Source organism: Streptomyces sp. CC228A (assembly GCF_021390935.1).
GTDB lineage: Bacteria > Actinomycetota > Actinomycetes > Streptomycetales > Streptomycetaceae > Streptomyces.
The window spans coordinates 908835-934286 of sequence record NZ_JAJPUI010000002.1 but is presented as its reverse complement, the minus strand read 5'-3'; the positions used below and the strand labels follow the sequence as shown (position 1 = coordinate 934286).

General features: G+C 73.2%; 15 protein-coding genes and 3 pseudogenes. 13 read left to right on the top strand and 5 right to left on the bottom strand.

Annotation, left to right across the window (positions count from 1 at the left end; genetic code table 11):
- Positions 1-10 precede the first annotated feature (10 nt).
- Positions 11-367, bottom strand: a complete 357-nt coding sequence (locus L6E17_RS09550; RefSeq protein WP_308315851.1) for an ATP-binding protein — start codon at positions 365-367, stop codon at positions 11-13.
- Positions 368-1176: 809 nt separating this feature from the next.
- The gene (locus tag L6E17_RS09545; RefSeq protein WP_236239806.1) at positions 1177-2271 is read right to left on the bottom strand and encodes an IS630 family transposase; all 1095 of its coding nucleotides are present in this window, start codon (positions 2269-2271) and stop codon (positions 1177-1179) included.
- 584 nt (positions 2272-2855) lie between these two features.
- On the opposite strand from L6E17_RS09545, the gene L6E17_RS09540 reads away from it, so the two are divergent.
- The 3 genes and pseudogenes from L6E17_RS09540 to L6E17_RS09530 all read left to right on the top strand — a co-directional run bounded on the left by L6E17_RS09540 (position 2856) and on the right by L6E17_RS09530 (position 5960).
- On the top strand, positions 2856-3857 hold the full coding sequence (locus tag L6E17_RS09540; RefSeq protein WP_236240391.1) for an IS630 family transposase: 1002 nt from the start codon (positions 2856-2858) through the stop codon (positions 3855-3857).
- Between the two features lie 339 nt (positions 3858-4196).
- Positions 4197-4718, top strand: a complete 522-nt coding sequence (locus L6E17_RS09535; RefSeq protein ID WP_236240300.1) for a GNAT family N-acetyltransferase — start codon at positions 4197-4199, stop codon at positions 4716-4718.
- 565 nt (positions 4719-5283) lie between these two features.
- Positions 5284-5960, top strand: a pseudogene (locus L6E17_RS09530) (RNA polymerase sigma factor).
- Between the two features lie 1838 nt (positions 5961-7798).
- Here the strand turns inward: L6E17_RS09530 and L6E17_RS09525 are convergent.
- Positions 7799-8782: a L,D-transpeptidase family protein gene (locus tag L6E17_RS09525; protein ID WP_236240299.1), complete on the bottom strand. Its 984-nt coding sequence runs from the start codon at positions 8780-8782 to the stop codon at positions 7799-7801.
- A gap of 219 nt (positions 8783-9001) precedes the next feature.
- Between L6E17_RS09525 and L6E17_RS09520 the strand changes: the two genes are divergently transcribed.
- The 3 genes from L6E17_RS09520 (at position 9002) to L6E17_RS09510 (ending at position 12830) form a co-directional block, all read left to right on the top strand.
- Positions 9002-10582, top strand: a complete 1581-nt coding sequence (locus L6E17_RS09520) for a methylmalonyl-CoA mutase (protein WP_236240298.1) — start codon at positions 9002-9004, stop codon at positions 10580-10582.
- A 634-nt stretch (positions 10583-11216) separates the two neighbouring features.
- Positions 11217-11876, top strand: a complete 660-nt coding sequence (leuE, locus tag L6E17_RS09515) for a leucine efflux protein LeuE (protein WP_236240297.1) — start codon at positions 11217-11219, stop codon at positions 11874-11876.
- A gap of 78 nt (positions 11877-11954) precedes the next feature.
- Positions 11955-12830 carry a MerR family transcriptional regulator gene (locus tag L6E17_RS09510; protein WP_236240296.1) on the top strand — a complete coding sequence of 292 codons (876 nt, stop codon included), beginning with the start codon at positions 11955-11957 and terminating at the stop codon, positions 12828-12830.
- A 681-nt stretch (positions 12831-13511) separates the two neighbouring features.
- Here L6E17_RS09510 and L6E17_RS09505 read toward each other — a convergent pair.
- Both L6E17_RS09505 and L6E17_RS09500 read right to left on the bottom strand, forming a co-directional pair.
- Positions 13512-14894, bottom strand: coding sequence for an alpha-2,8-polysialyltransferase family protein (locus L6E17_RS09505; protein WP_236240295.1), 1383 nt, complete (start codon positions 14892-14894; stop codon positions 13512-13514).
- Positions 14891-15883, bottom strand: coding sequence for a glycosyltransferase family 2 protein (locus L6E17_RS09500; RefSeq protein ID WP_236240294.1), 993 nt, complete (start codon positions 15881-15883; stop codon positions 14891-14893). The genes L6E17_RS09505 and L6E17_RS09500 overlap by 4 nt, the downstream gene beginning before the upstream one ends.
- A gap of 166 nt (positions 15884-16049) precedes the next feature.
- Here L6E17_RS09500 and L6E17_RS09495 point away from each other — a divergent pair.
- The 7 genes and pseudogenes from L6E17_RS09495 (at position 16050) to L6E17_RS09460 (ending at position 25219) form a co-directional block, all read left to right on the top strand.
- Positions 16050-17323: pseudogene (locus tag L6E17_RS09495) on the top strand (DUF6716 putative glycosyltransferase).
- Positions 17320-18884 (top strand): annotated as a pseudogene (locus L6E17_RS31395) (cytidylyltransferase domain-containing protein). The pseudogenes L6E17_RS09495 and L6E17_RS31395 overlap by 4 nt, the downstream one beginning before the upstream one ends.
- Positions 18885-18963: 79 nt before the next feature.
- Positions 18964-19854, top strand: coding sequence for an N-acetylneuraminate synthase family protein (locus tag L6E17_RS09480; RefSeq protein ID WP_236240293.1), 891 nt, complete (start codon positions 18964-18966; stop codon positions 19852-19854).
- On the top strand, positions 19851-20975 hold the full coding sequence (locus tag L6E17_RS09475; protein ID WP_236240292.1) for a hypothetical protein: 1125 nt from the start codon (positions 19851-19853) through the stop codon (positions 20973-20975). The genes L6E17_RS09480 and L6E17_RS09475 overlap by 4 nt, the downstream gene beginning before the upstream one ends.
- Before the next feature lie 193 nt (positions 20976-21168).
- Entirely contained in the window at positions 21169-22392 is a 1224-nt protein-coding gene (locus L6E17_RS09470; RefSeq protein ID WP_236240423.1) for a M20 family metallopeptidase, read from the top strand.
- A gap of 638 nt (positions 22393-23030) precedes the next feature.
- Complete coding sequence (locus L6E17_RS09465; protein WP_236240291.1) at positions 23031-23444, top strand: cytidine deaminase; 414 nt, start codon at positions 23031-23033, stop codon at positions 23442-23444.
- 725 nt (positions 23445-24169) lie between these two features.
- Positions 24170-25219, top strand: a complete 1050-nt coding sequence (locus L6E17_RS09460) for a BMP family protein (RefSeq protein ID WP_236240290.1) — start codon at positions 24170-24172, stop codon at positions 25217-25219.
- Positions 25220-25452: the final 233 nt, after the last annotated feature.

The window sequence follows — 25452 nt, the reverse complement described above, 5'->3', positions numbered from 1 at the left end:
CGTCGGGGCGTCACTGCCCCTCCGTGTCGAGCAGCTCGGCCCACACGACCTTGCCCCAACGCCGAAAGTCCGTGCCCCAGCGGGCGGCGACACGATCGACAAGGAACAGGCCGCGCCCGGCCTCGTCGTCGAAGTCCGGGTCCCGGAGTGTCGGCGTGATGGTGGACCGGTCGGACACAGCAATCCTGACCCGCGTCCGAGAGGGGCGCCACACGCGAACGCGCAAGCGCTCGCACCGGCCGTGTTGAACGGCGTTTGCGACCAGCTCGGAGACGATGAGTTCCGCGTCTTCGACGAGGCTGCCCAGCCCCCAGGAGCTGAGAGCCGAGTCCACCAGCCGCCGAGCCCTTCCTGCGGACTCGGCCATCCGCGGCATCGTTTCGCTGTGGCCCGGGGCGCCAGTCGATGGTGTTCTGGTCGCTGGAATGGTCAAGGGGTGTCCCCTCCGGGGCGATGGAGCACCGATGCACACGAGGCGGAGGCGCTCTCCGCCGCGCAGGCGGGCGGCGAGGCGTGCCGCCCCGGCATGCACCGCAGCGGCGGTACGACGAGAGAAGTTCACCGCCGGTCCAGCCTCGGGGTACAGGCGAATTCCGCACACGCTGTGCGCGTGACCCCGGTGATTTTTACCTTCGGGGTGTTGCAGCCTCTGAACGCACCGCTACCTTGCGGGTGTGGGAGAGAACCGGAAGCTCGCTGCCGCAATGGTTGAGCGCCAGATGGGCCAAGCCGAGTTAGCTCGACAGGCAAATGCGGAGATCGAGGTGATGACCGGCAGGCCAGGCCGGCTCACAGACCGAGATATTCGGCGGCTGCTGGCAGGCGAGACTCGGTGGCCGCACGCTCGACAGCGGTTGGCCTTGGAGGCTGTCCTTGGCCGCTCGGCGGTCGAGTTGGGCTTCGTCCCGCGGTCCAAGATGGCGACCCAAGCACCTACGGAGGACCCCATGCGCCGCCGCGGATTCGTCAACGCCGTCACGGGTGCCGCCGTTGGAGCTGCCGTCGGGACGCCGCGGCCTCGGCTTGGGCAGACTGATGTGGGTCGTTTTCAGGCCGAGTACGCCGACATCATCACCCAGGACCAAAGGATCGGCGGCGCCCTCGCCATTGAGAACAGGGCCGTCGAGTTGGCCATGGGGATCAAGTCGTCACTAGTGTCTCGTGATCCTGTTCATGTCAGTTCGAGTTGTTATTGACGAGTTTCTTCACGTTGGTCGCGACGAGTTTGACCTTCGCAAGGACCTCGCCGGCAGTCGCGGTCCAGGTGAACGGCTTCGCCGTCGCGTTCCAGGAGCTGATGTAGTCACGGATCTGCTTGATCAGGACGTTGACGCTGGAGAACGTGCCGCGGCGGATGGACTGCCGGGTCAGGATTCCGAACCAGATCTCGATCTGGTTCAGCCACGAGGAGCCGACGGGGGTGAAATGGAAGTGGATGTGCGGGTTCTTGGCCAGCCACTCCCTGACCTCCGGAGTGGTGTGCGTGGAGAGGTTGTCCAGGACGACATGGATGTCCTTCCCGGCGTGCGGCTTCACCGCCTTCTTCAAGAAGGCCAGGAAGTCCTTGCCGTTCCGGGTCGGCTTGCACTCGCCAAGTACTTCGCCGGTGGTCACGTTCAGGGCAGCGAACAGATTTGTGGTGCCGTGCCGGACGTAGTCGGCGGTGCGCTTCTCGCTCGCCGCGAAGGCGACCGGCAGCACCGGCTGGGTCCGGTCCAGGGCCTGGATCTGCGTCTTCTCATCGATCGAGAGGACCACCGCGCCGCCCGGCGGGGCCAGATACAAGCCGATCACATCGGCCACTTTCGCCGCGAACGCGGGGTCTTTCGAAAGCTTGAAGGTGCCGGAGCGGTGCGGCTTCAGGTTCTCCTCCCGCCAGATCCGCGCGATGTAGTGCCAGGACACGGTGATGTTCTCGGTCCGCCTCAGGTACTTCGCCAACTCGCGCGTGGACCAGTGCGAAAGGCCGGTGCCGTCCGGCGGCGTCATGCGCGTCAGCGCGATCACGCGGGCCCGCACCCGCGCCGGCACTTGTTCCCGGGCTCCGCCGGGCCGGTCGCCTTCCAGCCCAGCCAGTCCGAGCTCGACATAACGCCGCTTCCAGCGGTCCACCGTCGGCAGGGATACGCCAAGCAGTTCAGCGATGTCCTTGCGGCGACGGCCTTCGCTCGACCACAGCACGATCCGGCCCCGCGTCGCTATGTCGGCGGGCACGTCCGGGCTATTTACCAACTCCCGCAACACGGCGGCCTGTTCTACAGAGAGCTCCACACCAAGCGACCCTGCCACACAGGATCAAGTAACGCCAACGGAATCACGAGACACTAGCGGGAGGCGGGGCTTCCGCACGTGTCAGGTCGAAACTCTATTCGCTCGCGTCGAATGTGACGTGCTCGGCTGCATTCGCGGCCATCGACGCACGAGCCCGTACGCGGGCACGTGACCACCTGGACTCGGCGGTGACTCTGGCCGGCCTGTCAGGCGACAGCGAAACGCAATACCACGTCTGGAATCACTTGGCTTTGGTCGCCAGCCAGTGTGGGGACTTCGCCGAAGTCTCTGCCGCAGCGGAAGCAGCCAAGGGTCAACGGGTCGCCAAAGCCGACCCCCTATACGCCTCACTGGCTCACATGCGCAACGCCCACGCGCATGCGGGCAGAAGGGACCAAGCTGCGGCCTTGAAAGCGCTCGCGGCCGCTGAGCGTTCGTTCGGCAGGGCAGCACCTGTGGAACGCCCTCCGTGGATCGGCTTCTATTGATCAGAAACGGTTTGGGTTCTGGGTCGTTGGGTGGGTGTGAGCGATCTGGTGGGGGACGCGCGGCATCTGTCGCCGTCGGCGCAGGAGGCCCTGCGGCTGCGGGCGGTGGCCGCTCTGATGGCGGGGCGGGACCGCGAGGACGTGGCGGCAGTGTTCGGGGTGTCGCTGAAGGCGGTCGACGGCTGGTGGGCGAAGTGGCAGGCCGGTGGTCGGGAGGCCCTGGTCATGCGTCCTCGGGGTAAGCCGGTCGGTGTGCACCAGGTGCTCGGGGAGGCCGAGCAGGCCGCGGTGCGGCAGGCGGTCCTGGACCACCGGCCGTGTGACGTGGGGCTTTCCGGTCAGCTGTGGACACGGCGGCTGGTGGGCGAGCTGATCGCGAAGCTGTACCGGGTGCGGCTGACCGAGGTGGGGGTGGGCAAGTATTTGAAGCGATGGGGGCTGTCCTTCCAGCGCCCGGACAAGCGGGCCGTCGAGCAGGACCCCGAGGCCGTCCGGCGCTGGCATGAAGAGACCTGGCCGAAGATCCGCGTGCAGGCGAAGAAAGACGGCGGCGAGATCCTCTTCGCCGACCAGGTCGGCATCCGATCCGACCAGGTCACCGGCCGCACCTGGGGTGAGAAGGGGAAGACGCCCGTCGTGCGGCGGAGCGGGAACCGGTTCTCCGTGAACGCGATGTCGGCGATCAGCACCAAGGGCCGGATGCACTTCATGGTCTTCACCGAGTCCTTCACCGCCGAAGTGATGTGCCGCTTCCTGGGCCGGCTCGCCGGCCACTTCGACCACAAGGTCCACCTCGTGGTCGACGGTCACTCCGCGCACCGCTCGAAGAAGGTCCGCGACTGGCTCGCCGCCCACCCCGATGATGTAGAGCTGCACTTCCTGCCCCCGTACTCGCCCGAGCTGAACCCCGACGAGCTGGTCAACGCCGACCTCAAGCACAGCCTGCCCAAGCAGCACCGGGCCCGCGACCAGGCCGAACTCGCTGCCGAAACCCGCCGCTTCTTCCGCAGGCGTCAGCGTCAGCCGCACATCGTCCGCGGCTACTTCGGTGGCCCACACGTCCGCTACGTCATGGACGAGAACCCCATGAGTTTCTGATCAATACGACGAGGCCGAATTCGACGGCCTGACCTCGATCGTCTGGTTCCGACTCGGAGTCAACGACCGTGCCGAGTACCACCTGCATCGCGCCCTCGGGGCAATCAGGGGCGACCTCGTTCGGAACCGTACCTACTACACCGCGTACCTTGCGCTGGCGCAGGCCAGGCAGGGAGACCTGGAGCTGGCCTGCCACACTGGCGACCAGGCGGCAGGACTGCTGGCCAAGGCTCGCGGGTCCAAGAGATCAACTGAGGTTCTGGTCGGTGTGAAGAAGCTCGTCACTTCGTCCGGATCAAGGGAAGCCGGCATGAGAGAAGGGGTCGAGAGGGCACAGGCATGGATCTGAAGACGTACTTCCAGAAGGACGCCGCCGGCATTCGGGAGATGCTCCTCGACATGCATGACGCTGTCTATGACGGCGAGGAGGACCGATTCCACGAGAGGGAGCGCTTCGCCTGGTTCGTCGACCGCTGGAGCAGCAAGCAGTCGTGGTGCTGTGTTGTCGGCTTCGACAAGGGAGCCCCCACGGGCTTCGCCTACGGCGCGACGTTCGAGAACGGCGGGTGGTGGAAGGGCTCCGACCGGCCGGCATCGGTGCCTCCGCATCAATCCGTCTTCGCCTTGTCCGAGCTCCTTGTGATGCAGGCGTGGCGGAAGACGGGGGTGTCTGCTCAGCTCCACACAGCTCTGGTCGAGGGCAGGGGCTGTGACGTCGCCACGCTGCTCGTCGACGTGACACACCCGAAGGTTCAGGGGCTCTACGAGTCGTGGGGGTACGGAAAGGTGGGCGAGCAGAAGCCCTTCGACGACTCGCCCGTCTTCGCAGTCATGGTGAAACGGCTCTCAGTCCCCGCCTGAACGTCGTCCCTTCCAGCACGCGGAGGTCCCCGCGTGGCTTCGGGTGGCCTCGTAGGAGAGGTGGCCGGCTCGGTGCCCGGCCCCGGTCAGCCGGCGATCGCGAAGCCGCTGCGCCGACCGACGAGGAACCGTGCCGGGACCTCCGCCGGTGAGTAGGCGGCGCCCGGGAGGCGCGTCCCGCCCCGACCATGACGGCTTCCTGGCGGGCGTCCTCGTATTCCAGCGTCAGGCCGTGTCGCAGGCTGCGGGAGGCGTTGGTCACGCGGTTGGTCACGGCGGCAGCCGATGTGGCACATGACCGCAGGCCGGAGCCATGGAAGAAGGAAAGACGACCGGGGCCGCCACCCCCCACAGGAGAGGCCCCGGTCGCCGTCCGTGAGACCGCAGAACGGCCCCGTACTCCTCTCAGCGCCGCGGGTGCGTTTTCTGTCACACCTGCCTGCGACCGAAGCTGTTCCATGTTGTACAAACATGGACGAGATGCGGCAGCAGCACGTAGCGTGCTGCTGCGCGCCGGGCGGAGCGGCTTGGATGGACCTGCCGCGCTAACGAACGGGTTGTGGGAGTGCTGGGGGACGACGCGGAGCTGACCGCCGCAGTGCTCGCGGCGCAGGACGGGGACGAGGACGCCTTCCGTACTGTGTACCGCGCCGTGCACCCGCGGCTGCTCGGATACATACGCACGCTGGTCGGCGACGCGGACGCGGAGGACGTGGCGTCCGAGTCGTGGCTGCAGATCGCCAGGGACCTCGACCGGTTCAGCGGCGACGCCGACCGCTTCCGGGGCTGGGCCGCGCGGATCGCCCGCAACCGCGCCCTCGACCACCTGCGGATGCGGGGCCGGCGCCCCGCGCAGGGCGGGGACGAGACCGAACTGACCGACAAGCCGGCCGACGCCGACACCGCCGTGGAAGCCATGGACGCCCTCGCGACCGGACACACCATGAGCCTGATCGCCCAGCTGCCGCAGGACCAGGCCGAGGCGGTCATCCTGCGCGTCGTGGTCGGGCTCGACGCCAAGAGCGCCGCGGAGACGCTCGGCAAGCGGCCGGGCGCGGTGCGCACGGCCGCGCACCGCGGCCTCAAGCGGCTCGCCGAGCTCCTGGGCGCCGCCGACCAGAGCGGTGTGCCGCTGACCGCCGTGCCGCCCCAGCCGGGGCCGCGGGCGGCGGGCGGTGCGCGGCCCCGATCGTGCGCCGCGCTGTGACGCATTCGCGCGTGCGGACGCAGAAGGACATGTGATGGCCGACGAGCGGTATGGGTGGCTCGACCCGCAGGCGGCGGAGCGACTGCTGCGGGGTGAGCCGGTCGTCGCCGACGATGACTACGTACGGTTGCAGGCCGAACGCCTCGCGGAGGCACTGGAGGATGTACGCGCGGCCCGCACCCCTCCGCCCGGACCGGCCGGCGAACTGCCCGGCGAGGAGCAGGCGCTGACGGCGTTCCGCGCGGCCAGGGCCGCGGCCGGCGCCCGGGCGCAAGGCGCCGCCCCGGATCGCCCGCCGGGGACCTCGGCTCCGTGCACATCGGCGGCACGGCGACGCATCCGCTGCGGCGCCCCCGCTCCGGCCGGTGGCTGCGGCCCGCCCGCTGGGGCCTCGCCGCCTCGGTGGCCGGCCTGGCGGTGGGCGGCGTCGCCGTCGCCGCGGGCACCGGCGTGCTGCCCGCCCTCGGCGGCGACCCCGAGCCGGCCCCGTCGCCTCGGCCTCCGCCACGCCCGGCCCCCGGACCACCGGTGAGCCCGCCGCCTCGGCGCCCGGCGCGCGTACGCCGTCCTGGTCCGCCGGACCGGCCACCCCGGCGCCGCAATCCTCCGCCCCGCGTACGCACGGGCCGTCCCCTACGGGCGAGCCGGCTGCGGGCCCGTCCTCTGACAACGATGGCGCCGCGCGGCGCCGTCCCGGGACGGCGCCGGCCGCGAGCAGGACGGCACCCCGACCGCGGGCGCCACCAAGGCGCCCGACCCCGACTGGAAGACCCGGGCCACGCAGGCGTGCCGCGACTTCCGCGACGGCACCCTCGACGCGGAACGCCGCCGGCAGCTGGAGTCGGCCGCCGCGTCGCGCGGCGGTGTGCAGAAGTTCTGCGACCAGTTGCTCGGCGGTCGCCAGAGCGGCGGCAAGCCCACCGCGGGCGGCAGCGGCGACCGCGACGCCGACGCGGAACCCGACGGGGACCGCCCCCGCCCGAAGCCCGACCGGGGCCGCCCGCCCGCGGGCGGCAAACCCGCGGACGCCCCCGGCCCGCCCCGGGCAAGCGCTGACGCCTCCGCCTCCTGCCGGCGGTCGGCCGGCGACCCTGCGGGCATGCGCTGGCGCCTCCGCCTCCTGCTTCCGCCCGCTGTCGGCTCCCGGTCCGCCCGGCGGGTACTCCCTGGCCTGCCCCCGCCTGCGGTCCGCCCGGCTGTCTTGCAGCAGGCGCTGACCCGGCGTGTCCCGCACCCGGGGTCGCCCCTGTGCCGCCGGGGGCATGCGCTGACCGCCGGTGCCCCCGGCCCGTGGTCGGCTCCGGTGGTTCCCGCGGGCGTGCGCTGACGGTCCCGCTTCCCCGGCCTGTGGTCGGGCCCGGTGGCTTGCGCGGGCAGGCGCTGACCGTTCCGTACCCCCGGCCTGTGGTCGGGCCCGGCGGCTTCCGCGGGCAGGCGCTGACCGTTCGTACCCCCGGCCTGTGGTCGGCTCCGGTGGTTCCTGCGGGCGTGCGCTGACGGTCCCGTCTCCCCGGCCTGTGGTCGGGCCCGGCGGCTTCCGCGGGCAGGCGCAGGACCGCCCCGCTCCTCAGCAGCCCCCACCTGCGGTCGGCGCCCCGTTCGCCCGCGGGCGGGCGCAGGCCCGTCCCATCCCCGTACGGCCCCCGGCCTGAGGTTTCCGCTCGTGTCACCGGGGGTGTGACACGGGGTGTGACACTTTTCGGGGCCGTGACGCAGTACTGAGTGAGCCGACTGGTCATCGGCGGCGCGAGAAGAGCCGGGGTTCCCCCCGTACCTACGGCTCAGCGCATCAGGCGCGGGCGGGACACGTTCCCCCGGTCCCGCCCGCGCCCACTTCCCCCGCCCCTCTCGCAGGGGCTCGCCTCTCAGCGGCTCACCAGTAGACGACGACCTTGTCGCCCACCCGCACCTCGCCGAACACCTTCGCCAGCCGGGCCTTGTCGCGGACGTTCACACAGCCGTGCGAGTTGCCGTTGTAGCCCTTCGCCGCGAAGTCCGCCGAGTAGTGCACGGCCTGGCCCCGGCTGAAGAACATCGAATACGGCATCGACGTGTGGTAAAGCGTCGACGTCCACGTCCGCTCCTTGCGGTCCACCTTGAACGTGCCCTCACGGGTCGCCAGCTCCGTGCCCTCCACGCCGAAGCGGACGTCCATCGCGGAGACCACCTTGCCGTCGATCATCCAGGCGAGGGTGCGGCTCTCCTTGCTGATGCACAGCACCCGGCCCGTCATGCAGCGCTCGTCGGGCTTGGCCAGCGGGTTCGACGTCGCGGGCCGCAGCTCGTCGGCGGTCGGCTTCCGGGTCATCGCGACCAGCCGCTGCCACGTCGTCGCGTCGACGGTCCCGGTCACCGGCAGCCCCCGCTTCTCCTGGAACGCGGACACCGCCTCGCTGGTGATCGTGCCGTAGAACGCGGTGGGGCTCCGCTTGAAGTACCCGAGCTGGCGCAGCCGCGCCTGGAGCTCCCGCACCTGCTCGGTCTCCGAGCCCTTCTTCATCAGCACCGCGCCGCCGGAAGGCTGCCCCTCCGCGCTGCCGGAAGGCTTGCCGTCCGCGGCGTCCGCGCCGCCGGAGGACGACGGCGACGCGGAGGTCGGCTCGGACGGGGCCGCGGTCGACGGCGCCGCCGCCGAGGGCGACCCGGCCGCCGCCGACGGCGCCGCGGACGGTGCCGTGGCGGACGGCGACACCGCCGTGGACGCGGTGGCGGCGGACGGCGACGCCGACCCGGCCGCCCCCACGGCCTGGGCGGTGCAGCCGGTGGCCAGCGCCACCGCCGCGGCGGACAGCAGCGCCTTGCGGACCGCGCCCCGGCGCCCCGCGCCTCTGTGGATTCCCTGCGTACGACGGTGCATGTCAGCCCCCCGGGTTGGTTTGTCTGCCCGTAGGGATCGTTCCCGGGGGTGGATGGTTGCGTGCCCCCGGGGGCGTTGTGACGATGCTGTGACCCGGCCCCGGCAGGAGGCTGTGAGGAAGCTCCCAGCGTGCGGCTCTCCACCGGTCGCACGCCCGCCGCTACAGTCCGTCGCGAGGGTCGGATACCTGCGAGTAGGTCTACCGGAAGGCACAAGCACATGGCGCGCGAGTCGGAGTCGGGACTGCCCATCGAGCCGGTGTACGGGCCGGATGCCCTCGACGGGTGGGACCCGGCGGAGAAGCTGGGCGAGCCGGGTTCGTTCCCGTACACCCGAGGCGTCTACCCGACGATGTACACCGGCCGCCCGTGGACCATGCGGCAGTACGCCGGCTTCGGCACCGCCGTCGAGTCGAACGCGCGCTACAAGCAGCTCATCGCCAACGGCACCATGGGCCTCTCCGTCGCCTTCGACCTGCCGACCCAGATGGGCCACGACTCCGACGCGCCGATCGCGCACGGCGAGGTCGGCAAGGTCGGTGTCGCCATCGACTCGGTCGACGACATGCGGGTGCTGTTCGGCGGCATCCCGCTGGACAAGGTGTCCACGTCGATGACCATCAACGCGCCCGCCGCCCTCCTGCTGCTGCTCTACCAGCTCGTCGCGGAGGAGCAGGGCGTCAGCGCCGACAAGCTCACCGGCACGATCCAGAACGACGTGCTGAAGGAGTACATCGCCCGCGGGACGTACATCTTCCCGCCGAAGCCCTCCCTCCGCCTGATCGCGGACATCTTCAAGTACTGCAAGGCCGAGATCCCGAAGTGGAACACCATCTCGATCTCCGGCTACCACATGGCGGAGGCCGGCGCCTCGCCCGCGCAGGAGATCGCGTTCACCCTCGCCGACGGCATCGAGTACGTGCGCACCGCCGTGGCCGCGGGCATGGACGTGGACGACTTCGCGCCCCGCCTGTCGTTCTTCTTCGTGGCCCGGACGACGATCCTGGAGGAGGTCGCGAAGTTCCGCGCGGCCCGGCGGATCTGGGCGCGCGTCATGAAGGAGGAGTTCGGGGCGAAGAACCCCAAGTCGTGGATGCTGCGCTTCCACACGCAGACCGCCGGGGTGCAGCTCACCGCCCAGCAGCCCGAGGTGAACCTCGTGCGGGTCGCCGTGCAGGGTCTGGCGGCGGTACTCGGCGGCACGCAGTCGCTGCACACCAACTCGTTCGACGAGGCCATCGCCCTGCCGACCGACAAGAGCGCCCGGCTCGCCCTGCGCACGCAGCAGGTCCTGGCGTACGAGACGGACGTGACGGCGACCGTCGACCCGTTCGCGGGCTCCTACGTCATCGAGAAGATGACCGACGAGGTGGAGGCCGCGGCCCTGGAGCTGATGGGCAAGGTCGAGGACCTGGGCGGCGCGGTCAACGCCATCGAGCGCGGCTTCCAGAAGAACGAGATCGAGCGCAGCGCCTACCGGATCGCGCAGGAGACGGATTCCGGAGAGCGGGTCGTCGTCGGCGTCAACCGCTTCCAGCTGGAGGAGGAGGAGCCGTACGAGCCGCTGCGTGTCGACCCGGCCATCGAGGCCCAGCAGGCCGAGCGGCTCGCCAAGCTGCGCGCCGAGCGCGACCAAGAGGCGGTGGACGCGGCGCTCGCGGCCCTGAAGAAGGCCGCGGAGGGCACGGACAACGTGCTGTACCCCATGAAGGACGCGCTGAAGGCCCGCGCCACGGTCGGCGAGGTCTGCAACGCCCTGCGGGAGGTGTGGGGCACCTACGTCCCGACGGACGCGTTCTGAGCCGGGTCCCGCACGGAGGGGCCGCGCCCTGGGGGTGGCGGATGCCGGGCCCGCGTTGCGGCCTCACGGGAAGTGCCCTGGCGTGGCGGGTGCCGGGGCCGCGTGGCCTCACGGGTGTGCGCTGGGCGTGGCGGGTGCCGGGGCCGCGTGGCCTCACGGGCGTGCGCTGGGCGTGGCGGGTGCCGGGGCCGCGTGGCCTCACGGGCGTGCGCTGGGCGTGGCGGGAGCCGGGGCCGCGTGGCCTCACGGTGTGCGCTGGGCGTGGCGGGTGCCGGGGGCCGCGCGGCCTCGGGACGGTGTCTGCCGGCGGGGCGTGCCCGGAGGCCTCGGAGGTGCGGTGTGCCGCCTGCCGGGCACGGCGGTCGCCGCGGTGGTACGGGCCGCGCCGGGATCCGCGCCGAACCGGCACCCGGCACTCGGCACCCCGGCACCCGGCGCCGGCTGCGGCGTTCGGTGCCGTTGGGCGGGTGCTGACCGGGGGGTTCGCCGGGTCGCCGGGCGGGTCCTGACCGGGGGGTTCGCCGGGTCGGCGGACGGGTGCTGATCGGGGGGTTCGCGGGGTCGGCGGGTGCGTCCGTCTCGTCCTGCGGAGCACCGAGGAGGAGTGTCGTGCCCGCGTGCGACACTCCTCTCTATGCTCGGTGTCGTCGACCTGCCCACGTACCTCGCGGGCCTCGCCTTGATCGTCCTGCTGCCCGGCCCCAACTCCCTCTACGTGCTGTCCGTCGCGGCCCGCCGGGGAGTCCGCGCCGGGTACTCCGCCGCGGCCGGCGTCTGGTGCGGGGACACGGTGCTGATGACCCTGTCGGCGGCGGGCGTCGCCTCCCTGCTCCAGGCCAACGCCCTGCTGTTCGGGATCGTGAAGTACGTGGGCGCCGGCTACCTGACGTGGCTCGCCGTCGGCATGCTGCGGGCCGCGTGGGGCATGTGGCGCACCCGGCGGGACGCGGACCCGGAAGAGGGCGCGCCGTCCGCCGCCCGCGCCGGCTCCGAGGAGCGCCCCTTCCGTCGCGCCCTCGTCGTCAGCCTGGTCAACCCCAAGGCGATCCTGTTCTTCGTCGCCTTCTTCGTGCAGTTCGTGGATCCGGCGTACGCCCACCCCGCCCTCTCCTTCGTCGTGCTCGGCACGCTGGCCCAGGCCGCCAGCGTCCTCTACCTCAGCGCCCTGATATTCGGCGGCACGAAGCTGGCCGCGACGTTCCGGCGCCGCAGGCGGCTGTCCGCGGGGGCCACCTCGGCGGCGGGCGCGCTGTTCCTCGGCTTCGCCGTGAAACTGTCGGTGGCGAGCGCGTAGGGGGCGCGGCGGCCCGGCCCGCCTTTGGGGAGCGTGCTTGACCCTGACACGGTGTGAGGCGGTGCCGTAGGAGGCGTCATGTTCACCATCGGAGACTTCGCCCGGCACGGCCGTGTGTCCGTCCGGATGCTGCGGCACTACGATGCCGTGGGACTGCTGCGGCCCGCCCGGGTCGACCCGCACAGCGGCTACCGGTACTACGAGGCCGGGCAGCTCGCCCGGCTCAACCGCGTGATCGCGCTCAAGGACCTCGGCTTCACGCTCGACCAGGTGCGGGCGATCGTGGACGGCGAGGTGGGCGCCGACGAGCTGCGCGTCATGCTGCGGCTGCGGCGGGCCGACCTGGAGGCGGCGGTGGCCGAGGCGGCCGCCCGCCTCGACCAGGTCGCGGCGAGGCTCCGAGCCATCGAAAGCGAGGGACACATGTCCACGCACGACATCGTCGTCAAGCGCCTCCCGGCCGTGCGGCTCGCCGAGCTCAGCGGCGTCGCCGCGAGCTTCCAGCCGGAGCACGTCTCACCCGTCGTCTCCCCGCTGTACGAGGAGCTGTGCGCCCGGCTGGAGGCGGCCGGCGTCACGGGCTTCGGGCCCGGACTCGCGTACTACGAGGACTCCGGCGCCGGGGACGGCTCGGTCGTCGTCCACGCGGGGGTGGCCGTGCCCGACGGCACCCGCGTGCCGGGAGTGGAGGTCCTGGTCCTGCCCGCCGTCGAGCGGGCGGCCACCGTGATCCATCGGGGGCCGATGGACGGCGTCCTGCCGACCGCGCAGGCGCTCGCCTCCTGGATCGACGCGCACGGCCACCGGTCGGTCGGGTACGCCCGCGAGCTGTACCTGGAGTGCCCCGAGGACCGGAGCCGGTGGGTCACCGAGCTCCAGGAGCCGCTGGAGGGTGCGGCCCCCGCCCGGCCGGCACGACCGGCGGGCCGGGCCGGCAGCGCGCCCAGGACGTAGCCGACCGGCAGGGACGCCGCCGACACGGCGGGCACGGGCGGACGGGAGCGGGCGGGCATGGGGGACGGGAGCGGGCGGCCCGGCCCGGTACCCCCGCCCCGGCGGCGGCCCGGCCCGGTTCCCCGCCTCTGCCCCCGGCGGCGGCCCGGCCCGGTCGCCCGCCTCTGCCCCGGCGGGTCGGTCGACCGCGGTCAACCTGGGGAGCTCCCGCCGCGCAGGAACCCGCCTCGGCGGGGAGCCCCCACTGTCCTGCCCCGCCGCCTCGACCCCCGCCCCGCAGCACCCCCGCCCCGAGGGCGAGCCTCTCCGCCCCGGCCCGCAGCCGCCCGGCAGCCGCCGCCGGGCAGTCGGCGGCCCGCATCCGCTGGCCCCGCAGTCGGCGGCACCCGCGCCGCCCCGCGCCGCTCCCGCGGTACCCGCCGCTCCCGTGGTACCCGCCGCTCCCGTGGTACCCGCGCCGCCCCACAGCACCTCCGCCCCGAGGGCGAGCCCCACAGCCCCGGCCCGCAGCCGCCGCCCGCGCCGCTCCCGCGGCACCGCGCCGCCCCGCGGTACCTGCGCCGCTCCGCGGTACCTGCGCCGCCCCGGGGCCTCCGCGCCGCCTCGCGGCACCGCGCCGCCCCGCCGTACCCGCGCCGCCCTGCGGCACCCGCGCCGCCCCGCGGCCTCCGCGCGGGTGCGTTACCGCAGGCGGGCTGCTGCCCGTCGGAGGGCCGGTACGCGGCGGGCCACGCGCCGTACTGCCTGGCCGCGGGGCACCGGGAGGCCGCCGGGCAGGCCGAGCACCGTCAGGCGGCGGCGCTTGAAGTAGCGCGCGACATGGTCAGGGGTGCTCCGCTCCAGGTACTGCTCCGCCGCCTCCCGCAGGTCGGGCCGCAGGTCCGGCTGCATCGCGAAGCCGACGGCCCGTACCAGCCCCGGCACGTCCACGTCGGCGGGAGCCGTGCCGGCGGGTGCCTCCAGGTCCGGCAGCAGGGCGTCCGCCAGGGTCACCGGGATCCGGTTGCTGTTCTGGTACGGGGCCAGCCGCCGCAGCAGCAGGTCCGTGCCGACCCGCGCCACCGGGATGCCGTGGAACCGGTCCGCGGTGAAGAGCGCCGTGGAGAAGCAGCCCGCGACCAGCTCGGGCCGCATCCGCCGGAACACCACCTCGGCGAGCACCGGCCGCTCCAGCAACGTGAGTTCGGCGCCCAGCGCCGCCGCCTCCCGCTCCAGCCGCCGCGACCAGGACGGCGGGGCCACCGGGTGCGGCTTGAACACCAGGCGGCGGTGCCCGCGCGCGACGGCGCCGCGCACCATCCGCAGGTGCAGCTCCTCCTCCTCGTCCGCCGTGAGGATGTCCAGCGCCGACAGGTACTGGCCGAGCAGCAGCGCCCCGCCCTCCCCGCCGTCCCGCTTGCCGCCGTCCCGGTCCCCGCCGTCCCGGTCCGGGCCGGACGCGGTGTCGTGCGCCGCGAGGTCGTCCAGCACCTTCGTGAAGGCGTCCACCGGGACGGTCTCCGGGACGGCCCCGAACTCACCGAGCAGCAGGGGCCGCAGACCCGGCACGAGGTCCGGGTGCAGCACCCGCCGCACCCGCTCACCGACCAGCGGGTCGATCCTGTTGCGCGTCGGGCCGTACGTCATCAGCCCGTCCGCGTACACCGTCAGCGGTGCGTCCTGGAAGATCCGGGCCAGCGTCAGCGCGGGCGCCACCTGGAGGGACTCCAGGACGAGTTCGACCCGCCCGGTGTCCCCCAGCCCCCACAGCAGCCGCAGGTACCGCTCCCACAACGGCAGCTCGTCCCCGCGCGGCGACCAGCCCGCCGGGTGCAGGGGCGCGATCGTCCCGTTCCAGGACAGCACCTCGTCGAAGCGGCCGCCGCCGCCCTCCCGCAGCCGTGCGAACCCCGGCATCCGGTCCAGCGGCGGCGTGGTCTCCGGGACCGCCGCGTTGGTGGACACCAGCAGCACCCGCCGCCCGGCCGGGGGCAGGCAGCCGCCGTCCAGGGCGGCGGCGAGCGTCGCCGCGCCGTACAGGCTGGAGGCGTACAGCAGTTGCGTGGTCCCCGGTCGCGCCGTCACGCCCCCACCTCCGCCGCCGGCGTCCCCACCGGAGCGGGGCGTCGCCGCAGCCTGCGCAGGAGCCGCGCCCGGTCCGGGTCCATGGTGGCGAGGACGTCCTTCAGGACGTCCTGCGGCATCCGCCGCAGCGCCGCCGCGCTCAGCGACCGCAGCCGCCGTGCGACCGGCGGTTCGAATTGCGTGATCCGGCCGCAGTGATGGGCGATGATCGCACAATACGTGCGCACCGCTTTCGGGAGAAGTCGATCAGCTTCCGGATCCGCCGCCGTCTCCTCGATCACCTGGTCGAATGCGCGGAGGAAATCGAGTTGCCTCACATCTCCGATCTGCGTGAGCGACGTGGCCACCCCTCTCCGGTAGAAGACGCCGAGCGAACTCACCACGGCGAAGGACTCGGCTTCCCGGTGCAGCCGCCAGATCCACGGCCGGTCCTCCGCCGTCCGCAGGCCGTGCGGGAAATGCAGGATTCCCCGGTCGAGGAGCCGCCGGTGATACATCCCGGCCCACGCGTACGGATAGTCGACCGACGTCGAGCGGTGCGCCGGGAGGATCGCGTCGCGGGGCCGCAGCACCTCACCGCGCCTCCCCACCGGCACCCGCTGCACCGACCGGTCGCGGCCCGTGCACCGCACATGGTCCGTACGGACGAAGTCGCATCCCAAGTCCTCCATGTCGGCCAGCAGTCGGGCGAGGTGCCCGGGAGCCAGCCAGTCGTCGCCGTCGAGGAACGCGACGTACTCGCCGCGCGCCGCGTCCAGTCCGGTGTTGCGGGCGGTCGCCAGGCCGCCGTTGGCTCCGTGCCGGAGCAGCACCGCACCGGGGACCTCCCGTGCGGCCCGTTCGAGGATTTCCGGAGTGCCGTCCGTCGAGCAGTCGTCGACGAACAGGAACTCGAAATCGTCCCGGGCGTTGGCGTGCAGGCTTCTGAGGGTGTCGGGCGCGTATCTCTGCACATTGAAGAACGGCACGACGACGGAGAGCTTGACCACGCACCGGACGCTAGGCCGCCCGCCGCTTCCTCTTTCCTTCCCAGGAGGGGCGGCCAGGTGAACAATGCGCGGCGCACCGCTGAACCGGACGGCGGAAAGAAGCTGTTCACTGTTTGTTGCCGCCGAGTTGGGCCGCGAAGCGAAACGCCTTCCTAACGTCCTCGGCGTGCCCTCGCTCACGTATCGGACCGCGGTCGTCGCGGATTCCGACACCCGATGGAAATGGGGCGCGCTGACCGCGCGCCGCCTCGCCCCGCCCGGTGCCGCCCCCGATGTCACGGGCTTCGCCCTCCGCGGCCGGGCCACCCCGACGGCCCGGCAGCTCACCGAGACCGGCCTCGGCACGCCCCGGGAGGTCACGGCAGCCGCACTCCTGCGGGCGCTACGGGAGGAGGCGTACGACGTCGTGGTCCTCGCCACCGTCGGCGGGACCGTCCAGGCGCTGCTGCACGGGCTGGCCGCCCAGGGCGGGGAGCGCCGCCCGGTGACGGTCACCGGCTACGTCGGCGTCGTCTACGAGAAGCTCACCGACGGCCTGCTGCTGCGGCACGGCGCGGACGTCGTCCTCGCCAACTCCCCCTTCGACGCCCGCCGGTTCCGCCGGGTGTACGAGGGCGTGGGCGCCGACGCGTCGCCGGTCGTGGAGGCGGCCCTGCCGTTCCTCGGCGGCACGCCGTACCGGCCGGTCCCCGGGCGGCACACGGTGGTGTTCGCCGCGCAGCCGTCCGTGCCGGCGGCCCGGACGGAGCGGCTCTACCTGCTGCGCCGGCTCGCCGGGTACGCCCGGCTGCACCCGGGCCGCGAGGTGCTGCTGAAGCTGCGCTCCAAGCCCGGCGAGCACACCACGCACATCGAGGAGCTGCCGTACCAGCGGCTCGCCCGCACCCTTCCGCTGCCGCCCAACCTGCGCCTCGTGTACGGGAACATGGGCGAGGTCCTCGACCGCACCGACCTGCTGGTCACCGTGTCGTCCACGGCCGCCATGGAGGCCCTGCACCGGGGTGTGCCGACGGCGGTGCTCAGCGACCTGGGCGTACGCGAAGCCCTCGGCAACCACTACTTCGCCGGCTCCGGCCTGCTCACCTCCTGGGACCGGCTCGACGCGGGAGAGGCGCCGCAGCCCGACCCGGACTGGCTCACCGACCAGGGCCTGCGGGCCGCACCGGGCACCGACGCGTTCGCCGCGGCCCGCGCCAGGGTCGAGGAGCTCCTGCAACGCGGCGCGCCGCCGCCCTTCGCCCCCTACTACACCGCGGCCACGGCCCCCGGCTACCTGCCGGGCATCCTGGGCCGCCACCGCCTGGAGGCCGCCGGGGACGCGCCGGAGGCGCGGGGGTGCGCCGGGTGCTGCGGGACGCCGTCCGCGGGACGGCCCGCGGGGCGTACCGGCACGGCGTCCAGCGTGTTGCGCCGCTGGTCCGCAGGCTGGGGGAGCTGTGAGCGCCGGCGACCGCAGGACCGTCCTCGCGGTCATCCCGGCCCGGGGCGGCTCCAAGGGCGTCCCCGGCAAGAACCTCGCCCCGGTGGGCGGCGTCCCGCTGGTGGCCCGCGCCGTGCACGCCTGCCTGCGGGCCCGGCTGGTGACGGACGTGGCCGTGTCGACGGACGACCCCGCGATCGCGGCCGCCGCCCGCCGGGCGGCGCGGCGGTGGTCGTCCGCCCGGCCGACCTGGCGGGCGACACGGCCACGAGCGAGGCCGCCGTGCTGCACGCCCTGGACGCCCGCGAGGCCGAGACGGGGCGCGCTGCCGACGTGGTCCTGCTCGTGCAGTGCACCAGCCCGTTCCTGACGCCCGAGGACGTGGACGGCGTGGCGGACGAGGTGCTGCGCGGCGGCGCCGACACGGCCCTGACGGCCGCTCCCTTCCACGGCTTCGTATGGCGCGGAGCCCCGCCCCGCCCGGCGGCGGACACCGCGGACTCCCCGCCCGCCGGCGCGGCGGGAGCGGGCGGCCGCGAAGCCCCGTACGGAGCCATGGGCGGGACGGGTCCCAAGGACGCGTACAGCGCCGAGGACCTGCACGGCGCCCAGGCCCCGCCCTGCGCCACGGAGACGCACGGCGCCACGGAGACGTACGGCGCCCAGGCCCCGCACGGCGCCACGGAGACGTACGGCGCCCAGGCTCCACACGGCGCCACGGAGACGTACGGCGCCAATGCCCCGTGCGGCACCAAGGACCCGTACCCGGCCGAGGGCGCGCACAGCGCCGGAAACACGCACAGCGTCAAGGACCCGTACAACGCGAAGGACCCGTACCCCGCCGCGGGCGCCCAAGGCGTCAACCACGACAAGGCGCACCGGCCGCGCCGCCAGGACCGCCCCGTCGAGCTGCTGGAGACGGGCGCCGCGTACGCCATGGACGCGGCGGGCTTCCGCCGGCACCGCCACCGCTTCTTCGGCCGCACCGCGCTGGTGGCCACCGACCCCGCACGGGTGCTGGAGATCGACGACCCGCACGACCTGGCGCGCGCCCGGGCGCTGGCCCCGCTGCTGGACGCCGCACCGACCCCGACCCGGGCGGACGTCGACGCGGTGGTCCTCGACTTCGACGGCACCCAGACCGACGACCGCGTGTGGATCGACTCCGAGGGCCGCGAGACGGTCGCGGTCCACCGCGGCGACGGCCTCGGCATCGCCGCGCTCCGCCGCGCCGGGCTGCACCTGCTGATCCTCTCCACGGAGCGGAACCCGGTCGTCGCGGCCCGCGCACGCAAGCTGCACGTGCCCGTGCTGCACGGCATCGACCGCAAGGACCTCGCGCTGAAGCACTGGTGCGAGGAGTACGGGGTCGACCCGCAGCGGGTGCTCTACGCCGGCAACGACGTCAACGACCTGCCGTGCTTCGGCCTCGTCGGCTGGCCGGTCGCCGTGGCCGACGCCCACGCACCCGTCCGCGCCGCCGCGCGGGCCGTCACGACCACCCCGGGCGGTGAGGGGGCCGTCCGCGAGATCGCGGGCTGGCTCCTCGGACCCGAGCTCACCGCCCACCCCACCGCGTGACCCGGTCACTGACACCCCACCGCGTGGCCGGGTCACGCACGCCTTGTCCGCCAGCGTCCCACGACCAAGAGAGTTGATCATGAGCGACCCCCGTCTGCGCACCCTCGGCACCCGCACCGTCGGCCCCGGCCGGCCCGTCTACGTCACCGGCGAGATCGGCATCAACCACAACGGCGACCTCGACAACGCCTTCAAGCTGATCGACGCCGCCGCCGAGGCGGGATGCGACGCCGTCAAGTTCCAGAAGCGCACCCCCGAGATCTGCACCCCCCGCGACCAGTGGGACGTCGAGCGCGACACCCCGTGGGGCCGGATGACCTACATCGACTACCGCCACCGCGTCGAGTTCGGCGAGGAGGAGTACCGCAGGATCGACGCGTACTGCAAGGAGAAGGGCATCGCCTGGTTCGCGTCCCCCTGGGACACGGAGGCGGTCGCCTTCCTGGAGAAGTTCGACGTCCCCGCCCACAAGGTGGCCTCCGCCTCCCTGACGGACGACGAGCTGCTGCGGGAGCTGCGCGCGACCGGCCGCACCGTCATCCTCTCCACCGGCATGTCGACGCCGCGGCAGATCCGCCACGCGGTCGAGGTCCTGGGCAGCGGCACCATCCTGCTGTGCCACGCCACCTCCACCTACCCGGCGAAGGCCGAGGAGCTCAACCTGCGCGTGATCGAGACGCTGAGGCAGGAGTACCCGAACGTCCCGATCGGCTACTCCGGCCACGAGACCGGCCTGCAGACCACCCTCGCCGCCGTCGCCCTCGGCGCCGTGTTCGTCGAGCGGCACATCACCCTCGACCGCGCGATGTGGGGCTCCGACCAGGCCGCGTCCGTGGAGCCCGGCGGCCTCAGCCGCCTCGTCCGCGACATCCGCACCATCGAGACCGCCCTCGGGGACGGCGTGAAGCGCGTGTACGAGTCGGAGCTCGCCCCCATGAAGAAGCTGCGCCGCGTGATGGCCCCGGCATGACCCCGCCGACCGAGCACCTTGCGTTCGTCGAGAGCCCGGTCCAGCTCCTGAACGTCCTGGAGTGGACGTACGCACGTCTCGCCGAGCCGGCCGCCGGCGCGGCGGGAGGAGCACGGCGGCCGGGCGCGGGCGCGGCGGGAGAAGCAGGGCGGCCGGTCGCGGGCGGCACGCCCCTGACGCTGGTCGTCCTCCCGCCCACCGACCCGATGTCGCGGGGCCAGCTGCGCCGCATGGCGGGGCTGGCCCGCGACGAGGGCCTCGCCGTCCACTGGCAGGAGGCGCGGGGCCGCGAGGGCTCCCTGCCGCACACCCTGCGGGCGCTCGCCCCGCTGCTGCGCCGCGCGGAGCACGTCCTGATCGGGGACCCGTTCTCCCGGTACGTGCAGCTGCTGCTGTCACTCTTCCCGCCGCGCCGCCTGACGGTCGTGGACGACGGCACGGCCACCATGGAGTACGCGGAGCGGCTCAGCACGGGGGAGCGGCTCGTGCGCTGGCACCGCAGGGAGAGCCGCAGCCCCCGCGAGCTGGCCCTGGCCCCGCTGACGGCACTCGCCCGCCGCCGGCTGGCGCCGGGTCGGGGCCGCACGGTCGAGATCTTCACGTCGCTGCCGCTGGCGGCGGCGCCGCCCGGCACCGAGGTCGCCTGCAACGCCTTCGCGTGGACGCGGGCGCGCTTCGGGCCGCCGCGTGTCACCCCGGGGGCGGACCTGGTCGGCACGTCGCTGGTGGAGACGGGCGTGGTGGACGCGGACCGCTACGTCGACGCGGTGGCGGCCCTGGCGGCGGCGCACGGCGTCACCCGCTACTACGCGCACCGCCGGGAGAGCACCCCGAAGCTGCACCGCATCGCGACGGAGACCGGGCTGGAGGTGGTCCGCCCGGAGCTGCCTCTGGAACTGGTCGCCCGCCGCGGCCCCACCAGCCGCACGGTGCTCAGCTTCCCGTCCACGGTCGTGCACACCCTGCCGGCCGCCCTGGCCGGGACCGGTGTGTCGATCACCGTGTGCGACGTGGCGCCGGAATGGCTGAAAGCGAGCGCTCCGCCCCGGGCGCGCGGGTTCCTGCGTACGGTGGCGGAGACGGCCCGGGCGGCCCACGGGCTGTCGCTGACCGGGCCGTAAACGACTGTTAACTCCGCTGCGTGCGAGGGCTGAACGAAGATCGACTCAAGGCCCAAAAGACGTGAGCTTACCCACTCGGGGCCCGACTCAAGCGCCCTCAGCTCACCTTCTTTCCCCTATCGGGCTGAAGTTTTGTAGATCACAGGTAAGTTGAGGGGTAAAGACGCCTACCCTTTGATGGGTGAACAAGTTGATGTCCCGCGAGCCCGAAGCAGACGTTCCCGGCGAAACGCCCCTGCCCGGTACGCTGCCGGAACCCCTGCGTGCCGAGCTGATCGCCTTCCGCCGGGATTTGCACATGCACCCCGAGCTGGGCAACCAGGAGTTCCGCACCACCGCCGCGATCAAGTCCCGGCTGGAGGCCGCGGGCCTCCGCCCCCGGGTGCTTCCTGGCGGCACGGGGCTCACCTGCGACATCGGCACCTGGGACGGCCACCGCCCCATGCTGGCGATCCGCGCGGACATCGACGCCCTGCCCATTCCGGACACGAAGGCGGACTGCCCGTACCGCTCGACCGTCCCGGACCGCGCCCACGCCTGCGGTCACGACGTCCACACCACCACGGTCCTCGGGACCGGTCTGGTCCTGGCCGAACTGCACCGCCAGGGCCTGCTGGCCCGCCCGGTGCGACTCGTGTTCCAGCCGGCCGAGGAGGTCCTCCCGGGCGGCGCGGTCAACGCGGTGGAGGCCGGGGTCCTCGACGGTGTCGGCAAGATCATCGCGGTCCACTGCGACCCGCGCGTCGACGCCGGCAAGATCGGTCTGCGCGTGGGCCCCATCACCTCCGCCTGCGACCGCCTGGAGGTCACCCTCGACGGCCCCGGCGGCCACACCGCCCGCCCGCACCTGACGACGGACCTGGTCACCGCGGTGGCCCGGGTCGCCACGGACGTCCCGGCGCTCCTCTCCCGCCGGATCGACGCCCGCTCCGGGCTGGTGCTGACCTGGGGGCGCATCGAGGCGGGTCACGCCCCGAACGTCATCCCGCAACACGCCGAGCTGGGCGGTACCGTCCGCTGCCTGGACCTGGCCGCGTGGCGGGACGCCCCCGACCAGGTGTACGCCGCGATCGACGAGGTCGCGACCCTGCACGGCGCGAAGTCCACGATCAACTACGTCCGCGGGGTGCCGCCGGTCGTGAACGACCCGGTGATCGCGGAGCTCCTCCGCGAGGCGATGACCCGCCGCTGCGGGCCGTACGCGATCGAGGACACCGAGCAGTCGCTGGGCGGCGAGGACTTCTCCTGGTACCTGGAGCACGTTCCCGGCGCCATGGCCCGCCTCGGCGTCCGCCGCCCCGGCGACCCCAACCACCTCGACCTCCACCGCGGCAACTTCGACGTGGACGAGAGCGCGATCAAGGTCGGCGTCGAGCTCTTCACCGCCGCCGCCCTCATCGACGCGGGCACGGTCTGATCCTCCCCGCGCCCGCCGGTGCCCCGCAGCCCACCCGGGCCGCGGGGCACCGCCGTATCCGGCCCCACGGGCCCCTGCCCCTTCCATCCCGGATGCATCCGGGATGCGCCACGCCCAGGCGCTGCCGCTGCGGTGTGCGCGGCGACAGGACCGGCGGCCCCTCCCGGCGCGGGCCCGCAGGTGGCGTCACCGCTGCGGCCCCCGAGACGTGCCTACGTGCTGCCGCTGCGGCGCCCTGTGGACGCCAGCCGACGCCCCGCTGCCGCCGCGGCCCCCAGGGCGTGCCTACGTGCCGCCGCTGCGGCACCCGGGACGCGGCCACGCGCTGCGGCGCCGGGGCGCGCCTACGTGCTGCCGCTGCGACCGCCTCGGGGCGGCCCGACCGCCTGCTTCCCCGCCCGGTCTCCTGAGGCCGCCACCCGCCCGCTCCGCCGCCGCCCGCACCCGAGGCCACCCGACTACGCAGGCCACAGGCGGGGTGCGGCACGATCCTCCGCCGAAGCGCCGAAGCGCCGAAGCGCCGAAGCGCCGAAGCGCCGAGGCCATCAGAGGCAGGCCGGCACACCCCCAGGTATTCGCTTGCGCGGCTCCGCCACTCGACGCCAGGCTCCCGTGACACCTTCACGAGGGCGGAGAGAATGACCACGCAGCCCCACCCCGTCGACCGCGCACTCATCCAGGCCGCGGCGCACGTCGCCCGCACCCGCTGCCGGGGCGACGAGCACACCATGGCGGCCGCGGCCCGCGCCGGGGACGGCCGCATCATCACCGCGGTGAACGCCTACCACTTCACGGGAGGCCCCTGCGCCGAGCTGGTCGTCATCGGTGCGGCAGCCGCGCAGGGCGCCTACGACCTGCACACGATCGTCGCGGTGGGCGACCGCGGCCGCGGTGTGGTCCCGCCCTGCGGGCGGTGCCGCCAGGTCCTCCTCGACTACTTCCCGTCCCTCAAGGTCATCGTCGGTGAGGGCGACCGCGCCCGCGCCGTGCCCGTCGCCGACCTGCTGCCCGAGTCCTACGTGTGGGCGGACCACCAGCTCGACGCCGGGTGACCCGCCCCGGCGACGCGGTCAGGCCCCGCGCCGTACGCGGGAGACGCGCCAGCGCCCCCGAGACGCCCGCAAAGCCCAGGCACCCGCAGGCGCCCCGACCCGCCCCACGCCGCAAGGCACCACCCGCCCCGCCCCGTACCCGCAGGCGCCCCCGACCCGCCCCACGCCGCAAGGCACCACCCGCCCCCGCCCCGTACCCGCAGGAGGGCCTCCACCCAGCCCACACCGCAACGCACCCCCCACACCCCAACGCACCCCCGCAGCCCAGCCCCGACCCCGCAGCCCCCACCCCCCATCCCCCCATCCCCCCATCCCTCGTCCCCCATCCCCCCGCCCCGCGGCGAAAGCGAGACGGAAGCCGACCCCCGCACCCGTGGGTTCCGCGCCCCGCCGGGGTCGCCCGGATCGCGGGTGATGCGTCCCACACCGGACCCTCGGCGCGCCCCTGTCGGTGGCTCGATATCGTCGCTGCCGCCGCCGGTCGGCCCGCGCTGCGCCATCCGGTGCAGCCCCCGGCGCGGCGGTCGACCGCAGGCCAGAGCGGCTGCCACGCTGGCCCGGCCACTACCCGGCGGGGCCAACCGGGAGGTGGCCGGGCCGCGGCCTGTTCGCGACGAATCGATAACGGCTTCCGTACGGGGCTTTATCTGACATCTACGCGCGTTACGATCGCCGCGAAACCAGCGCCGAGAAGAGGCGCTTCGGTCAGGTCGAAGGAGCCCCCCTTGCGCCGGATCACCAGGATTGCCACCGCGGGCATCGCGTCCGCGGCGCTCGCGCTCAGTGTCACCGCCTGTGGCGGTGGCGACTCGTCGGACGCCGGGTCCGACTCGAACGGCGGCAAGGCCGCCATCGCGTACGACATCGGCGGTCGCGGCGACCAGTCGTTCAACGACGCCGCCTACGCCGGTCTCGCCAAGGCCGAGAAGGACTTCGGCATCGAGGGCACCGAGGCGGAGCCCAGCGAAGGCGAGGGCGACCCGGACAAGGTCCAGCGCCTCACCTCGCTCGCCCGTGCCGGCAACAACCCGGTGATCGGCGTCGGCTTCGCGTACGCGCCGGCCATCGCCGAGGTCGCGCCGAAGTTCCCGGACACCACGTTCGGTCTCATCGACGACACGTCGAAGACCGGCAAGAACATCGCCAACCTGGTCTTCAACGAGGAGCAGGGCTCCTACCTGGCCGGCGTCGCCGCCGCCAAGGTGACCAAGTCGAACACCGTCGGCTTCATCGGCGGTGTGGAGACCCCGCTGATCAAGAAGTTCGAGGCGGGCTTCGTCCAGGGCGTCAAGGACACCAACAAGGACGTCGACGTCAAGGTCCAGTACCTGACGCAGCCGCCGGACTTCGGCGGCTTCTCGAAGCCGGACCTCGGCAAGGCCGCCGCCCAGGGCCAGATCGACGCGGGCGCCGACGTGATCTACGCCGCCGCCGGCCTCGCCGGCTCGGGCTCCATCGAGGCCGCCGCCAAGGCGGACAAGTGGGCCATCGGCGTCGACTCGGACCAGTACAACCAGTCCGGTCTGGCCGCCTACAAGGAGCGCATCCTCACCTCGGTCACCAAGAACGTCTCCGGTGCCGTCTACAACCTGGTCAAGTCCGTCGAGGACGGCAAGCCGCAGAGCGGTGAGATCCGCTACGGCCTGGAGGACGACGGTGTGGGCCTGGCCATGTCCAACCCCGCCTTCACGGAGATGAAGGACGTCATCACCGCGGTCGACCAGGCCAAGGCCGACATCATCGCCGGCAAGATCAAGGTCAAGACCGCCCCGTAACCCACGCGTCACGGGGCCAGGGCCCTCGGTCCTCGGGGTCCGGACGGACAGGAGCGCGACAGCGCGCCTGTCCTCCGGACCCCGCCGTCAGGTCCTGGCCGCGGGTGTTTGGCATTCGGGATCGCTACGCGCGTAGAACCCTCTCCGGCGCGATAACTTCGGCCACACCGAGCCCACCGTGCCCAGCGTGCCCGTCCTCCCCCCTTGCTTCTCCCGCTCCTTTCTCGCCAAGG

Bases quoted from the DNA above. Each gene is read 5' to 3' on its own strand.
- L6E17_RS09480 (WP_236240293.1), top strand. From the start codon at position 18,964: ATGAGCGACCCCCGTCTGCGCACCCTCGGCACCCGCACCGTCGGCCCC.
- L6E17_RS09520 (WP_236240298.1), top strand. From the start codon at position 9,002: ATGGCGCGCGAGTCGGAGTCGGGACTGCCCATCGAGCCGGTGTACGGG.
- L6E17_RS09510 (WP_236240296.1), top strand. From the start codon at position 11,955: ATGTTCACCATCGGAGACTTCGCCCGGCACGGCCGTGTGTCCGTCCGG.
- L6E17_RS09550 (WP_308315851.1), bottom strand. From the start codon at position 367: ATGGCCGAGTCCGCAGGAAGGGCTCGGCGGCTGGTGGACTCGGCTCTC.
- leuE (WP_236240297.1), top strand. From the start codon at position 11,217: ATGCTCGGTGTCGTCGACCTGCCCACGTACCTCGCGGGCCTCGCCTTG.
- L6E17_RS09535 (WP_236240300.1), top strand. From the start codon at position 4,197: ATGGATCTGAAGACGTACTTCCAGAAGGACGCCGCCGGCATTCGGGAG.
- L6E17_RS09465 (WP_236240291.1), top strand. From the start codon at position 23,031: ATGACCACGCAGCCCCACCCCGTCGACCGCGCACTCATCCAGGCCGCG.
- L6E17_RS09470 (WP_236240423.1), top strand. From the start codon at position 21,169: ATGTCCCGCGAGCCCGAAGCAGACGTTCCCGGCGAAACGCCCCTGCCC.
- L6E17_RS09525 (WP_236240299.1), bottom strand. From the start codon at position 8,782: ATGCACCGTCGTACGCAGGGAATCCACAGAGGCGCGGGGCGCCGGGGC.
- L6E17_RS09475 (WP_236240292.1), top strand. From the start codon at position 19,851: ATGACCCCGCCGACCGAGCACCTTGCGTTCGTCGAGAGCCCGGTCCAG.